The 14,759-nt window shown below is 36.8% G+C and carries 15 protein-coding genes; 12 read left to right on the top strand and 3 right to left on the bottom strand.

The genetic code is table 11. The features are described 5' to 3' along the window. Nucleotides 1–293: 293 nt before the first annotated feature. The 9 genes from MG290_RS06365 (at nucleotide 294) to MG290_RS06325 (ending at nucleotide 7,417) form a co-directional block, all read left to right on the top strand. On the top strand, nucleotides 294–428 hold the full coding sequence (locus tag MG290_RS06365) for a hypothetical protein (protein WP_264562984.1): 135 nt from the start codon (nucleotides 294–296) through the stop codon (nucleotides 426–428). Between the two features lie 36 nt (nucleotides 429–464). Then, nucleotides 465–2,489 (top strand): T9SS type A sorting domain-containing protein, encoded by a 2,025-nt coding sequence (locus MG290_RS06360; RefSeq protein WP_264562983.1) that lies wholly within the window; start codon nucleotides 465–467, stop codon nucleotides 2,487–2,489. A gap of 730 nt (nucleotides 2,490–3,219) precedes the next feature. Beyond that, nucleotides 3,220–3,393 (top strand): hypothetical protein, encoded by a 174-nt coding sequence (locus tag MG290_RS06355; protein ID WP_264562982.1) that lies wholly within the window; start codon nucleotides 3,220–3,222, stop codon nucleotides 3,391–3,393. A gap of 39 nt (nucleotides 3,394–3,432) precedes the next feature. After that, nucleotides 3,433–4,062 carry an ABC transporter ATP-binding protein gene (locus MG290_RS06350; RefSeq protein ID WP_264562981.1) on the top strand — a complete coding sequence of 210 codons (630 nt, stop codon included), beginning with the start codon at nucleotides 3,433–3,435 and terminating at the stop codon, nucleotides 4,060–4,062. After that, nucleotides 4,059–5,321, top strand: coding sequence for an ABC transporter permease (locus tag MG290_RS06345; RefSeq protein ID WP_264562980.1), 1,263 nt, complete (start codon nucleotides 4,059–4,061; stop codon nucleotides 5,319–5,321). Before MG290_RS06350 ends, MG290_RS06345 begins: the two co-directional genes overlap by 4 nt. Then, nucleotides 5,314–5,778: a hypothetical protein gene (locus tag MG290_RS06340; RefSeq protein WP_264562979.1), complete on the top strand. Its 465-nt coding sequence runs from the start codon at nucleotides 5,314–5,316 to the stop codon at nucleotides 5,776–5,778. The genes MG290_RS06345 and MG290_RS06340 overlap by 8 nt, the downstream gene beginning before the upstream one ends. Before the next feature lie 49 nt (nucleotides 5,779–5,827). Beyond that, nucleotides 5,828–6,307: a hypothetical protein gene (locus MG290_RS06335; protein ID WP_264562978.1), complete on the top strand. Its 480-nt coding sequence runs from the start codon at nucleotides 5,828–5,830 to the stop codon at nucleotides 6,305–6,307. Further along, on the top strand, nucleotides 6,307–6,996 hold the full coding sequence (locus MG290_RS06330) for a YjjG family noncanonical pyrimidine nucleotidase (RefSeq protein WP_264562977.1): 690 nt from the start codon (nucleotides 6,307–6,309) through the stop codon (nucleotides 6,994–6,996). Before MG290_RS06335 ends, MG290_RS06330 begins: the two co-directional genes overlap by 1 nt. A gap of 1 nt (nucleotide 6,997) precedes the next feature. Beyond that, entirely contained in the window at nucleotides 6,998–7,417 is a 420-nt protein-coding gene (locus MG290_RS06325) for a hypothetical protein (RefSeq protein ID WP_264562976.1), read from the top strand. Between the two features lie 139 nt (nucleotides 7,418–7,556). Here MG290_RS06325 and MG290_RS06320 read toward each other — a convergent pair whose 3' ends face one another. Together MG290_RS06320 and MG290_RS06315 are read right to left on the bottom strand one after the other, a co-directional pair. Further along, entirely contained in the window at nucleotides 7,557–8,834 is a 1,278-nt protein-coding gene (locus MG290_RS06320) for a replication-associated recombination protein A (RefSeq protein ID WP_264562975.1), read from the bottom strand. Between the two features lie 266 nt (nucleotides 8,835–9,100). After that, a complete protein-coding gene (locus MG290_RS06315) occupies nucleotides 9,101–9,508 on the bottom strand; it encodes a hypothetical protein (RefSeq protein WP_264562974.1) in 408 nt (135 codons plus the stop codon). 96 nt (nucleotides 9,509–9,604) lie between these two features. Between MG290_RS06315 and MG290_RS06310 the strand changes: the two genes are divergently transcribed. The 3 genes from MG290_RS06310 to MG290_RS06300 all read left to right on the top strand — a co-directional run bounded on the left by MG290_RS06310 (nucleotide 9,605) and on the right by MG290_RS06300 (nucleotide 13,699). After that, nucleotides 9,605–10,207 (top strand): alpha-ketoglutarate-dependent dioxygenase AlkB family protein, encoded by a 603-nt coding sequence (locus MG290_RS06310; RefSeq protein WP_264562973.1) that lies wholly within the window; start codon nucleotides 9,605–9,607, stop codon nucleotides 10,205–10,207. Nucleotides 10,208–10,352: 145 nt separating this feature from the next. Beyond that, entirely contained in the window at nucleotides 10,353–11,744 is a 1,392-nt protein-coding gene (locus tag MG290_RS06305; RefSeq protein WP_264562972.1) for a leucyl aminopeptidase family protein, read from the top strand. A 584-nt stretch (nucleotides 11,745–12,328) separates the two neighbouring features. Further along, the gene (locus MG290_RS06300) at nucleotides 12,329–13,699 is read left to right on the top strand and encodes a glycosyltransferase family 2 protein (RefSeq protein WP_413614622.1); all 1,371 of its coding nucleotides are present in this window, start codon (nucleotides 12,329–12,331) and stop codon (nucleotides 13,697–13,699) included. A 582-nt stretch (nucleotides 13,700–14,281) separates the two neighbouring features. Here the strand turns inward: MG290_RS06300 and MG290_RS06295 are convergent. Next, nucleotides 14,282–14,755: a copper resistance protein NlpE gene (locus MG290_RS06295; RefSeq protein WP_264562970.1), complete on the bottom strand. Its 474-nt coding sequence runs from the start codon at nucleotides 14,753–14,755 to the stop codon at nucleotides 14,282–14,284. Nucleotides 14,756–14,759: the final 4 nt, after the last annotated feature.

Genomic DNA, 14,759 nt, shown 5'->3' with positions numbered 1-14,759 from the left:
AAAAACCGATGCTTCGACAAGCTCAGCAACCAAATCATCAATTTAACAAATAAACCATACAACCAAATAAAATAAAACACACCGTTTGTCACTCCGTAGGAGTCTAAAGGATACTTAAAGCATGACAAACAAAGAAAACTTTAACACCAAACAAAACCAAATAAAATATACAGTTTGTCATCCCGAGGCAACGAGGGATCTCAAAAAACTATATACAAGTGGAATGATGAATGAAAAACACAAATAGCCTAAATACAGCGGTATGCACTTTTAATCGAACGTTGAAACACTGCATGAAGCGTAAACGCATCGGCGAGCGCAGCGATGGTTTCGATGTGTTAGCTTCACAAGTGAATTTCAACCGATTAAAAATGCACCGCAATAAAACACTTTGCTTCTTTGGTGTTTCAAAGAAGAGAATAGCGTAAATTTATCAAATCACCAATTCAACAACATACATAACTATGAAAAATAAATTACACACCATGCTTCGACAAGCTCAGCAACCACAAGCTCAGCAACCAAATCAACAATTAACGGTCACTGATCCCAGTCGAAGTGCAGCATCTCATCCGATTTGTCACTCCGTAGGAGTCTCAAAATATAAAGCATCTCATTTCAAAATCCTTCTATGCTCTATTCTCTATTTTCTATGCTCCCTCCCAACAACAGCTCAAAACTATGACTGGCAATGGGCCGTAAACGGTGGCGGTAGTTTAGGAGAAAGCGGTTGGTACTACCAGGTAGAACAGATATTTGACATACAAATAGGAACCGATGATAATTACTACTTTGTAGCTAAAATAAAAAACGGCACGCCGCAATTAGGCGGTCAGCCGGTAACGGTTTATGGCAACCAAATGGGCGGTAACGATATTTTTATTTTCTCCACTACCTGCGATGGACAAGTACGCTGGAGCCAAGCAATTGGGGGGGGGGGGCTGTTTGATGCTGCTTATAACATAGCCTTAGATAGTAATAACAATGTATATGTGGGTGCTAACTTAAGTTTAGGAAACGCAACTTATCCGGTACATTTTAGTCCCACTGAAGCATTACCTGCACCCCCAAGTAACCCCAGCACTTTAAGCGAAGGCTGGAAAACCACATTTTTAGTTAAATACAACAGTAATGGACAATTTCAGTGGAAAAAAGCATTGCAAGGTGACGTTAATTCGACTGATGTTACTTTTCCTTCATCTATGCTGGATATTTTGATTGACAGTAATGATAACGTTCATTTTATTGTCGGTCTTTTAAACGGTAGTCACTTAGATAATAACGTAGTTGTTCCTGTACAATATAAATATGACCCAACAACAGTAACGGGCTATATTTTTAAATATTATTTGGCGAAATATGATACCAATGGCAATTATGTTAGTAGTATAGAATTGCCTACAGCTGAAGGGAGCATGTTTGCCGAACCAAGTTTTACTTTTAGATACGATGAGCCCCGCAACCGCTATCTTATAGGTGGTTTCCGTTCACGAGTTAATGCCAATGAAGACATTCCATTAACCTACGATGGCACCGCGTTTACCGAAAATGCCTATATATTAGCCATAAACGCTACCAACGGCAACGAACTATGGCGCCGTGAAATGGCATGTAGTAGCAACCTCCAAGATAACCGCATCTACGATTTGGTGGTTGATGATGCTAACGGGGATGTATATATTGGAGGTAAACTTTATAGAGACGGGGGGGCTGTAGTTAGTATAAAAGACCCCAAAAGCACTACTAGCACGCCTTATACCTTTACTTTTTCTCTTCCCGGCGGCAACATGCCTTTTATAGCCAAATTAAACAGCAACGGTGTCACTCAATGGGCACGTACGCCTACGGGCTATAATTGGAGTGGTGCCCAAACAGGCACTTATTGGGGTTTTGGTATGGCATTGCGCTACAACGAGGTGGCTTTTGCCACTATGGGGAGCCATACCATTTGGGATGGCTTTAGCATTAACCGCCCACAAGGCCACCAAAGTGACCCGTTATTAATGCGTTTTAACAAACAAACCGGTGCGGTAATAGGTATGCACGATATTCAGGGAAGTACAGGTAACAACCACATGCTTACCGCCGTAGCGGTAGATAACGACGGTAACTATGTGGTAGGCGGGTGCTATCAAGGTAATTTGTTTACGGGCGGCGGTAGTGTTGGTTTATTAGGAGCTATTGGTAAATACGATTTTTTTGTAGCAAAGCTTGGAGCAAGTACCTGCGGTACGTCAGTAAGCACCGATAAGTTTAATAAGCTAAACGTAAACGTGTACCCCAACCCTACCAATGATATAGTAAACATAGAAACCCAAGAAACGCTTCAAAACTATGAAGTATATAACGTATTAGGGCAACAAATACAACAAGGCAACTTTAACAGCAACAATCAAATAAACCTGCACGGTGCCACAACTGGAACGTATTTTATAAAAGTAACCACCACCCAAGGCAGTGTAGCTACGGTAAAAGTGGTTAAGAAGTAGGTTTTTTGAAGTTGTATGTTCTATGTTGTATGTTGTATAGTGTATAATGTAAATTGTATAACGTATAATGTAAATACTATTATAATAACCTCCCAACACTCCCCCTTTGAAGGGGGATTAAGGGGGATGTGAAAATTTAACGACAAGACTATCATCCTAGAAGAGAGTCAAGTAAAAACAACTTTAAACCTAAAATAAATAAATAGTTCTATTCACAAAATGGCATTATCTTTTTAGTGAGCGTCAAATTATGTGAATATTCCGTAAAAAGAAATGCTGTTTGAGCGAAGCGAGTTTATTTCTTTTAGGAATAGAACATTTATTTGACCACTGAAAAAGATAGCGCCTTGATTTTTTGGTTCTTTTGTATCAAGACAAAAGAATATAAAATAAATAAACCATAACCAAAAGAAATTATGTAACACCAACTACAACATACACTTTGATCCCGAGGCAACGAGGGATCTCAAAAAACTATATACAAGTGGAATGATGAATAAAAAGCACAAATAGCCTAAATACAGCGGTATGAACTTTTAATCGAACGTTGAAACACTGCATGAAGCGTAAACGCATCGGCGAGCGCAGCGATGGTTTCGATGTGTTAGCTTCACAAGTGAATTTCAACCGATTAAAAATGCACCGCAATTAAACACTTTGCTTCTTTGGTGTTTCAAAGAAGAGAATAGCGTAAATTTATCGAATCATCAATTCAACAACATAAATAACTATGAAAAATAAACTACACACCATGCTTCGACAAGCTCAGCAACCACAAGCTCAGCAACCAAAAGCTCAGCAACCAAATCATCAACTCAACAATTCACCAATTCACCAATTCAACAATTCATCAAATCAACAAATCACCAATTCAACCCTTCCCAAACAATTATTAAATCCGTAGAAAAATCACTATCTTGCATACCGTTTAAGATACAAGCAAATGATTACAACTAATAATCTCATTTTTTCCTATTCGGATATACAAAAATTTCATTTTCCTGATATCAATTGTCCCAACGGACAAACCTTGTTAATTACGGGAAATTCGGGTACAGGTAAAACCACTTTACTGCATTTGTTGGGTGGGTTGCTAAAGCCTTCCGAAGGATCAATCCAAATAAATAATCAGGATGTTTTAAGTTTGAGTGCCGCACAACTAGATGCTTTTAGGGGCGCATCGATAGGTATGATTCTGCAAAAATCGTTTTTTATCGAAGCTTTATCAGTATTAGATAATGTGGTTTTGGCATCGTGGATTGCAAACAAAGAAAAAAATAAAGAAAAAGCCTTAAGTATTTTAGATAATTTAGGGTTGAAAGACCACGTGCACAAGTTGCCAAGCAAGTTAAGTATTGGTCAGCAACAGCGGGTAAACATAGCCCGGGCTTTGATTAACAATCCGTCGGTAATTTTGGCTGATGAACCCACATCGAGTTTAGATGACGAAAACGCCTTAATTGTAGCACGTTTGTTGAGTAACTTGGCAGAAAGCTATCAATCATCATTGATTATTGTAACCCACGACCAACGTTTAAAAAGTTTGTTTAACCACCAAATCACTTTGTCATGATCAGTAAAATCGCATGGAAAAACACGTGGTTTAAACCGCTCAACACTTTTTTATGTATTATTTTGCTTACTGCTTCGGTTTCTATCATATCCATTCTTATCCTTTTACAAAAACAATTCGAAGAAAAATTTTCCTCGTCAATGGACAATATCGATTTGGTTTTAGGAGCAAAAGGAAGTCCGTTGCAATTGATTCTGTCATCGGTCTATCAAATGGATGCACCTCCGGGAAACATTTCCTATACCGAAGCCGAAGCTTGGATGAACAAACCAATGGTAGAAAGCGCTGTTCCGTTGGCGTATGGTGATAATTATTTAGGCTATAAAATTGTAGGTACCACTGATAATTATATAAAACATTTTAGTTTGCAAATGCAAGAAGGAAAACTGTTTGCGAATGATTACGAAGTGGTTATCGGGGCTACGATTGCAGCAAATATCGATTTAAAAATTGGCGATACTTTTTTTGGAACACATGGCGATGCCCAAGAAGGTGAAGTGCATGACCATCATGCCTATAAAGTGGTGGGAATATTAGCAGCATCGGGCAAAGTAGCCGATAATTTAATTCTTTCAAATATCGAATCGGTTTGGGGAATGCACGATCATGAACATGAACACGAAGGTCATTCAGAAGTAGCACATGATCATTCAAATCACAACCATGCAGAAGGCGAGGAGCATCACCATGAAGAAGTCAATCCACATGAAGGTAAAGAAATCACCGCAGTGCTTTTAAAATTGCGCAATAATATGGCTAAAATGACCTGGCCACGAATCATTCCTCAAAATACCGAAATGCAGGCAGCTTCACCGGCTTTAGAAGTGAACCGTTTGTTTGCTTTGTTTGGTGTGGGTATTTCGGCCTTAAAATATTTGGCGTATGGCATTATGTTTATTTCGGGCATCAGTATTTTTGTTGCATTGTACAATACCTTAAAAGAACGTAAATACGAATTCGCCTTGTTGCGAATTACTGGTGCCACTAAACTGCAACTGTTGTGGTTGGTTTTGTTAGAAAGTATTTTTTTATGCACCATAGGATTTATTCTTGGTATTGTTTTTGGTAGAATTGGTTTGTATTTCTTGTCCATTTCGTCGCAAGAAGAATTCAAGATGGCATTTAATCCGTTAGAGTTTTTGTGGACAGAAGAAGGAATGTTATTTGCAGCCACATTGGGTGTTGGTATAATAGCAGCCATCATTCCGGCTATAAAAGCGTATTCGTTAAACATTTCAAAAACATTGGCAAATGCTTAAAAAAGGAATTATAGGAATTTATTGCGGATTGGCGCTTTTTTTAATGAGCTTTTCGGTTCAGCAAGGTACTTCTTTTTCGAATACCAACATGCAAAACCAACCCATAGCCCTAAACTGGCAAGTGTTGGGAAATATAAGCAACAGTTTGCGGGTAATGGCGAACTATGGTGCCACGATTAAAGAATCGTTTCATGGAAAGAAAATAACAATCAGCGGCTATATTATTCCGGTAGATAGCAAATCATATGTTTTAAGTAAAAACGTATATTCGCACTGCTTTTTTTGTAGTACCAGTGCGGGTATCGAAACGGTTATGGGGATTCAATTTAAAGGCAAAACACCGCGATTAAAAACCGATACATATGTAACTTTAGAAGGAACATTTTTCTATAACGATACCAATAAAGACGATTGGACTTTTAGTGTGCATGAAGCTGTGATTGCCTCGAAAAAGTAAATACAATTGATTAATTTTGTATCATCATTCATAAAAAAAGAAATAAAATATGTTAAAAAAAATCATCATAGGCATTTATAGCGGATTAGCTGTTTTTTTAATGAGTTTTTCCACTCATTCATCAACAACACATACAACAAGTGAATACCAAAATATAACCGAGGTTTCATGGAAATTGTTGGGGCAGATTGACTTTGTAAAAAGAAAAAATCCACATTACGGTGAAGTGATGTATCCTATGGTAAACAGCACTTTAAAAGCTTTGCAAGGGAAAAAAATAAAAGCTTCGGGCTTTATTGTTCCCATTGATAGCAAATCGTATGCGCTGAGTAAAAATGTTTTTGCACAGTGTTTTTTCTGTGGAAACGCAGGTCCAGAAACCATTATGGGTATAAAATTTAAAGGAAGTACGCCCCGCTTAAAAACCGATACCTATGTAACTTTAGAAGGTACGTTTAGATACAATGCAGACGATATCGATGATTGGATTTACCACATAGAAAACGCCGTTATTACACATCAAAAATAATGATACAGAAAGAACATATTACCGATTTGTTTTTTGATTTGGATCATACCATTTACGATTTCGATAAAAATTCTGCATTGACTTTTCAGGCAATTTTTACCGAAATGCAATTAATTGGTGTCGATGATTTTATGACGCATTTTAAACCGATTAACGATTACTATTGGGATCGATTTTCAAGAGAAGAAATATCGCGTGATTTTCTACGGTACGGCAGACTAAAAGATACGTTTGCTGCTATGAATGTGAAAATTGAAGACAATCATATATATTACATAGCTGATGAATTTATTGGTAAACTGCCTAATCATAACCATGTTTTTGATGGCGCTTATGAAACGCTTAATGTATTGAAAAACAATTATCGTTTGCATATTATAACCAATGGTCCAGATGTAGTTCAAGAAAAAAAATTAAAAAATGCCAATTTAACAGCGTATTTTCAAACAATAACCAATTCTGAAATAGCAGGAGTAAAAAAACCGCATCCCGGAATTTTTCAACACGCCTTAACCGCAGCTAAAACTAAAGCAAATACAAGTTTAATGATTGGCGATAACCTAAATGCCGATGTGCATGGCGCAATAAATGTGGGTATGCAAGCAGTGTGGTTTAACGAATTTAAATTAGAAAACACCATTGGCGTAGCAGAAGTACAACAATTAAATCAACTTTTAGATATCTTATAAAATGAAGAAATTTTTATTTTTAATGCTGTTCACCTTCTTAGGTTTAGGCATGCAGGCACAAGGTTTAAACGCAAAATATGTTCAAATAAAACAAGTGTATCATTTTCAAGACACCTTTAATGAATTCCGAGTGAACTCTTACCTAAAATACCGTTTAGAAGAAGCGGGATATACTGTTTTTTACGACAATCAAGAAATGCCGGCAGAAGTGAAAGCAGATCCATGTAAGTTATTAAAATGCGAGGTAACGCGCGACAAATCGATGCTTGCAACCAAATTGGAAATCACTTTAGTGAACTGTAAAGGAAACGCGGTTTTTACAGCAAACGGAGAAAGCCGATTAAAATTGCATGCTAAATCTTATACCGATGCCATTAAAAATGCTTTGGAATATTCGGTTTTAAACAAACAAAAACAGTAGCTTTTACTGTAAATTCTATAAAAAGCAATAAGGTTATTGCATCTTTTGTTTGAAATGTAAAATGGAATGCCTCGAAATTCACTTCGAGGCATTTCATTTTTAAGGATAAATGAGGTTTTAGCTACAATCAATTGCATCCTTAGTATCCGTATTTACCTTGCCAGCGTTGCTGTAGAAAATCTTTGGTTTGTTTTTCTCGTGCATTTTCACCCGGTTCATAAAAAGCGGTGTTTGCCAGATCATCGGGTAAATATTCCTGATAAGCAAAATTGCTAGGGAAATCGTGGCTGTATTTATAATCTTCGCCGTATCCCAATTCTTTCATTAATTTGGTAGGTGCGTTTCGCAAATGAATCGGAACCGACAAATCGCCTGTTTGTTTTACTGCTGCTTGTGCTTTGCCAATTGCCATATAGCTGGCGTTGCTTTTGGGCGATGTGGCCAAATAAATAGCACACTGACTTAATAAAATCCTACTTTCTGGGTAGCCAATCACCGATACCGCCTGAAAAATATTGTTTGCCATAATAATAGCGGTGGGGTTTGCCAAGCCAATATCTTCAGAAGCAGAAATAAGCAAACGGCGGGCAATGAATTTTAAATCTTCGCCGCCTTCAATCATTCGGGCTAACCAGTAAACCGCTCCGTTGGGATCACTTCCACGAATCGATTTTATAAAAGCCGATATAATATCGTAATGTTGTTCGCCCGTTTTATCATACAAAACCGTGTTTTTTTGAACAATTTGCATTACTTTTTCATTGGTAATTTCCACTGTTTCATCACCAATGGCATTCACAATCAATTCAAAAGTATTCAACAATTTTCTACCATCGCCACCCGAAACCCGAAACAGCGCTTCGTTTTCTATAATCGAAATATTTTTAGTTTTTAAAACTTCGTCCACCAACAATGCTCGGTTCAGCAAGGCTTCCAAATCTGCTTTTGTAAACGCATTCAGGGTATATACTTGGCAGCGTGAAAGCAAAGCCGGAATCACTTCAAAACTTGGGTTTTCGGTTGTAGCACCAATCAGTGTTACCCAGCCTTTTTCAACAGCTGCCAACAAGGAATCTTGCTGCGATTTGCTAAAACGGTGTATTTCATCAATAAATAAAATAGGATTTTTAGGGGTAAATAAACCGCCGTCTCCTTTGGCTTTTTCAATCACCTCGCGCACGTCTTTCACACCTGCATTAATAGCACTCAGCACATAAAAAGGGCGGTTGCTTTCCTGCGCAATAATCTCGGCTAAAGTAGTTTTGCCCGTGCCCGGCGGTCCCCAAAAAATCATAGAGGGGATAATGCCGCGTTTAATACTTTGGGTTAAAATACCTTGGGAACCCACTAAATGCGATTGACTAATATATTCGTCTAAGTTTTTGGGGCGTATGCGTTCTGCTAATGGTGCTTTCATAAGGTAAAATTATAAAATAGATGGTGGCGTTACAAAAAAAAGTGTATTTTAGTATCTATAAAAACGCCCTGCGCATTATTAAGATAATATTCAGTAACTTGTTTTTTTTGCCACAGACACACAGATTTTGAATGTTTTGCATTTAATAGATAGCTTTAAAGATGAATAAAAATCTGTGCATCTTTGGGAATTTTATGATGTGATAGAGGTTAAAAACTACTTTTGATAGTTGCAGTAATCCGTGCATTTGTTTGTAAGCAACAAAATCAGGCAATACGTTCTAGATTCATAATAATTTGCTCTACTTCAACCGCCTTTTTTAATTGATTGGTCAGCAAAAAATCGCCGTATTTTTTCTGATGATTTTCAATCGTTCGGTTTAAATGCGTTTTAAAAAGCTGGCTGTAATGGTTCTTGCTGTAAGCTTCAACCAATTCATAACACTTTTTTATTTCCATAATATTGTGAGTGGTAATCTCGGTTTTAGTGAGCGATACCAATAAACGATTTAAATAGTTTTCTTTTTTAAAAGCCCACTCATTAATTTGTTCTTGATAAACTTTTTGAGCGTCTTTATCATGAATCTCCATCCAAGTATATTTCTGTATGCTGCATTCCACCATTTGGCTTTCTATGTGCAACAAGGCTGCCCGGTGTTTTAAATAAGTCATCATATGATTTGTTTTTCTTCAAAAATCACTATTTAAAATGACGTTGATTGTCGTTATGTAAAAAATAAAGAAGTTGTATTTTTACAAAAAAGTAATGCTATGGATTTATTTACAAACGAAACAACCGAAGATAATTTGTTGCCTTTTGACGGCGAAGTAGTTTACCATGGAATTTTGTTGGATACCCATGAAGCCGATCATTTTTTTAATGTGTTGATGCAGAAAATTGAATGGTATCATGATAAATCGGTTATTTATGGCAAGGAAATCACTACCAAACGAAAGGTTGCTTGGTACGGATCAAAAGATTTTTCGTACACTTATTCCGGTTATACGCGTGTGGCATTGCCTTGGGTGGAAGAATTATTGGCATTAAAACAATTAATTGAATTATATACCAACAGTATGTACAATTCGTGTTTGCTGAATTTGTACCACAGCGGCGAAGAAGGCATGGCGTGGCACAGCGACGGCGAAAAAGATTTGGTAACTAACGGATCTATTGCTTGTTTAAGTTTGGGTGCGCAACGCCGTTTTGATTTTAAACACAAACAATCGGCAGAGAAAAAACAATTCGATTTACCCAATGGTTCGTTAATCGAAATGAAAGGCGAAACGCAGAAACATTGGCTACACCGTATCGCCCCCACAAAAAAAGTAACCGAACCAAGAATTAGTTTAACGTTTAGGCAGATGAGGTGATTTGTGATTGATGATTTGTGATTGATGATTTGTGATAACCAGCAACTACCAATTAAGAAAAAATGTGTTTAGCAAATATGTTAAACGCATTTTTTTTATTGTCTGTTCAATTTCCTACCTTTGAAATTTAATAAAAAAACAAACAATGTTACAATTAACTCAAGAACTTAAAGGAACTGCTTTTGTTTATGTTGTAAACGAACACACTTCTTTAAATACGCAAACTCCAGACTACGTTAATCAAGCTTTTACAGCCTTTCAAACCACAGAAACAAAAGAAGATTTTGTAAAAATAGGCAACCAGTTTTTCTTTTTTGTGAAGGAAAACAACGATTTAGAAAAAATACGTGTAGCTGGTTTTAATATTCGTCAAAAATTAGATAAAAAAACAACCGACATTACTATTATAGGCTCGGGCGAAACAAGTTTGGCGTTGGCAGAAGGTTTGGCATTATCGAACTATCAGTTTTTAAAATACTTTAAAGATGCCGATGACCGCGAATATACTTTGGAACATATTTTTATGTTGGGCGAAATTTCAGCCGATGAAATAACCCGCATGAACAACATTATAAAAGCGGTTTTTTGGGCACGCGATATGGTAAACGAACCCACTTCGTACTTAACAGCCAATCAATTGGCAAAAGAAATTCAGGAGATTGGCGATGAAGCCCATTTTCATGTAGAAGTGTTTCGCAAACCAGAAATCGAAGCCTTAAAAATGGGCGGCTTATTGGCTGTGAATAAAGGCTCGGTGCAACCGCCAACTTTCACGGTGATGGAATACAAACCGGCAAACCCAATCAATGAAAAGCCCATTGTGCTAGTGGGTAAAGGTGTGGTGTATGATACGGGTGGATTGTCGCTTAAACCCACTGCCAATTCTATGGATTTAATGAAATCGGATATGGGTGGTGCAGCAATGATGGCGGCAACTGTATATGCAACGGCTTTAAACAAATTGAATATTCACGTAATTGGTTTAATTCCTGCAACAGACAACCGTCCGGGGGGTGATGCCTATGCTCCGGGTGATATTATTACCATGATGGATGGTACTACGGTTGAGGTTTTAAATACCGATGCCGAAGGTCGTATGATTTTGGCCGATGCCATTTCTTATGCCACAAAATACAATCCCCAACTAATCATTAATGCAGCCACTTTAACCGGCGCGGCTTTGGTTGCGGTGGGTACGCGTGCAGCTTGTTTAATGAGTAATGCAGATGAAAAAGTAACAAAAGCTATTTTAAATGCGGGCGAAAAGGTACACGAACGCATGGTGCAATTGCCATTGTGGGACGATTATAAAGAACAGCTAAAATCTACTTGTGCCGATTTGAAAAATATTGGTGGAAGCACCGCTGGAACCATAACAGCCGGTAAGTTTTTAGAACATTTTGCGAAAGCTCCGTTTGTGCATATCGATATTGCCGGACCAGCATTTACAACTGCTGCCAAAAATTATAAAGGTTTAGGCGGAACAGGAACAGGAATCCGGGCATTGCATGAATTCTTTGTGAATTATAAGAAATAAATAATTATACTTTAAAGTTATCAAATTGAATTTGTAGGTCCGTCAGTTCGAGCCTGTCAAGAATTTTCAACACAAAAACTTCTCGATAGCTTGTCTTGAGCTTGCTGAAAGGCTTCACTCCGTTATGCTACTCGAAGTGACGATTTTCTAAAGACATTTAATTAGATTATATATTATTAAGTAGAATTAAAAATAATCTCAGAAATCCGTTATCATTTGGTAGCGGATTTTTGCTTTTTACATTTTAAATACTTCTTAACAAAGATTAAAAAAGGGTTAAAAAAATAATTTTTGTTGGGGTTTTTGGCACGGCAGTTCTCCCCAATATGTGTAAGTCAATTAGTAATCAATCATCGTTTTATGTTAAATAAACCCTTGTTTTTCTTAAAATTCTTTGTGGTATAATACTTGAAATTTGCTTTTCTATCAATTCAAATAAAGGTTTGTTTTCATCTAACCAAACAAACAGTTTATTTTCAAAGTACATTTTTATGCCCAATCAATTTTTAAAAACCAAAACCGCTCTTTCGCATGATTGTTTAAAAGAGCAATTGCCCACAGAAAAGCCACAAGACTCAAAAAAAATGCGTCGTTCAGAATTCCTAGATGCTTTGTCGTTAAATTCCCTAAAAAATAAAGATTACGTAGTTATTGCCGCCACTTTATTCTTCATGATTATGTCGGTTTTTGCTTTTGTTAACTTTCAAGCAGATATCGAGAAAATTCATTTTGAACGAATGGCTACTTGGTGGGGTGTCGCGATAAGCTATATTGCATTGACTTTATTGGTTTTGCAGTTAAGTTTCCTTGCTTATCTACTTTTTTTGTACGTTAAATACAAAGCGGTAAAAGCAGTTAGCAATGAACAATTGCCCACTTGCTCCGTAATTGTTCCAGCGTATAATGAAGGTAAATTGGTCTATGAAACGTTATTGAGTTTGGCTGATAGCGATTATCCGCATGAAAAACTACAAATTCTATCGATTGATGATGGAAGCAAAGACGATACTTGGCAATGGATGTTGCTTGCAAAAGCAATTTTGGGCAACCGATTGACCATTTATCAGCAACCAAAAAATATGGGAAAACGCCATGCACTGTACCTTGGGTTTAAAGAAGGAACGGGCGATGTTTTTGTAACGGTTGACAGTGATTCTATTGTGAAAGAAGATACGTTGCGCAATTTGGTTAGTCCGTTTGCTGTGCATGAAAAATGCGGTGCTGTGGCAGGAAACGTTCGAGTTTTGAACAAAGAAAAGGGTTTGATACCAAAAATGTTAAACGTAAGTTTTGTTTTTAGTTTTGAATTTGTTCGCTCGGCTCAAAGTGCAATTGGTTCGGTTTTGTGTACACCAGGCGCATTGGCAGCTTACAGAAAAGAAGCTGTGATGAACTGTTTAGAAGATTGGATGAACCAGACTTTTATGGGACAACCAAGTGATATTGGCGAAGACCGCGCTATGACCAATATGATTTTAAAACAAGGCAAACACGCGCTTTTTCAAAAAAATGCGTTGGTTTATACCAATATTCCTGAGAAATATAAAAGTCTGTACAAAATGTTTATTCGTTGGGAACGCAGCAATGTTCGTGAAAACATCATGATGAGCCAATTTGCTTTTACCAAATTCAGAGAAGAATCAACTGTTGGTCCCCGAATTTTATTGGTAATGCAATGGGTAAAAGTAATAATGGCTTATCCGTTATTGTTGTTGTTAATGTTTTTTGTAGTGACGCATCCTGTTTTGTTTGTATGCACCAGTTTAGCCGGAATCTTTGTATTCTCTAGCATTCAAATGTTTTTCTACGCAAAAAAATACAATATTTCAGAAGCATTTTTGGCTTATACCTACAGTGTTTTTTATATGTTCACATTGTTTTGGATCACACCTTATGCCATTGCCACAGCAAGTCGCAGAGGTTGGTTAACCCGCGATTTACCTGCAACCGCATAAATACAATTCAACGAACTATATTTTTAAATCGGTATGTTTTTATAGCATATCGATTTTTTGTGTTTTTGAAAGTAAAGTTTGTTTTTAATCCAATTTTCAAAATATCCAGAAGAAGATGAAATGCTAATGGAAATACGTTTAAAATTAGTACTGAATGCATTATTTTTTGGAACGCTTTATTTAATTATTTCTCCTATTTTGAATTACTTCATTTTTCAAGATGCTATCGAAGAAATAAGTGGAGGATAAATACTAATGGTGTTAATGTTTTATCAAATATTAATGTTTCAAATGAAGCGCTATTCACTTAAAAAAGAATTAGCTAAAGAATAATTTATTATGAAGAATTACATAAAAATAGAACGTGCCCGACACAATTTAACTCAAGCCGATTTGGCTGCGAAAGTCGGAGGTTCATGACAGACAGTTAATTCTATCGAAACAAAAAGATACATTCCATCTGCAGTTTTGGTGTTAAAAATAGCCCAAATATTCAATATCCCTGTTGAAAATCTTTTTGAGTTGGAAGATGATGATTAAAACAAACCCGAAAACTAAAAAGCTTTCGGGTTTGTAGCTACATTACATCACTTTTTTGTAGTTGTAATGTTCTTTCAATGCACCTTCTATTTCATTGCCTTCGGTATCTAAACCAATCAAGCCATTTTCAATAACTTTCAGCTGCATATCATTTTCTTTATTGTCTTTGTCTTTTAAGTGAACCACTGAGCCGTTGTTGTGCCACATGATTTCACCCGCACTTTTATTCACAAAATCTTTGTCTAAATATGTTGCGGTATATTCATAGGTCCCATCGGTTTTCAGTGTTATAGTTGTTTTAATTCCTGGACAATCTGCACAAGGTAATGTCGCTTCGTAAGTTCCTGCCCAATCCAATGAATTGTTGGCATTGTGTCCATCATGGTTCATGGTATCAGAAGCATTTGTTTGTTGTTGAAGCGTGTCGGTAGTAACTGTTGTTTCGGTAGTTTTTTCTTTATTACAAGAAATCAATACACCGCCCAATAAACTAATAGTAAAAATAATCTTTTTCATATAA

This window comes from Flavobacterium sp. CBA20B-1, assembly GCF_028473145.1.
Lineage (GTDB): Bacteria > Bacteroidota > Bacteroidia > Flavobacteriales > Flavobacteriaceae > Flavobacterium.
Note: the sequence above shows the minus strand (reverse complement) of the source record. Positions and strands in the feature narration are given on the sequence as shown.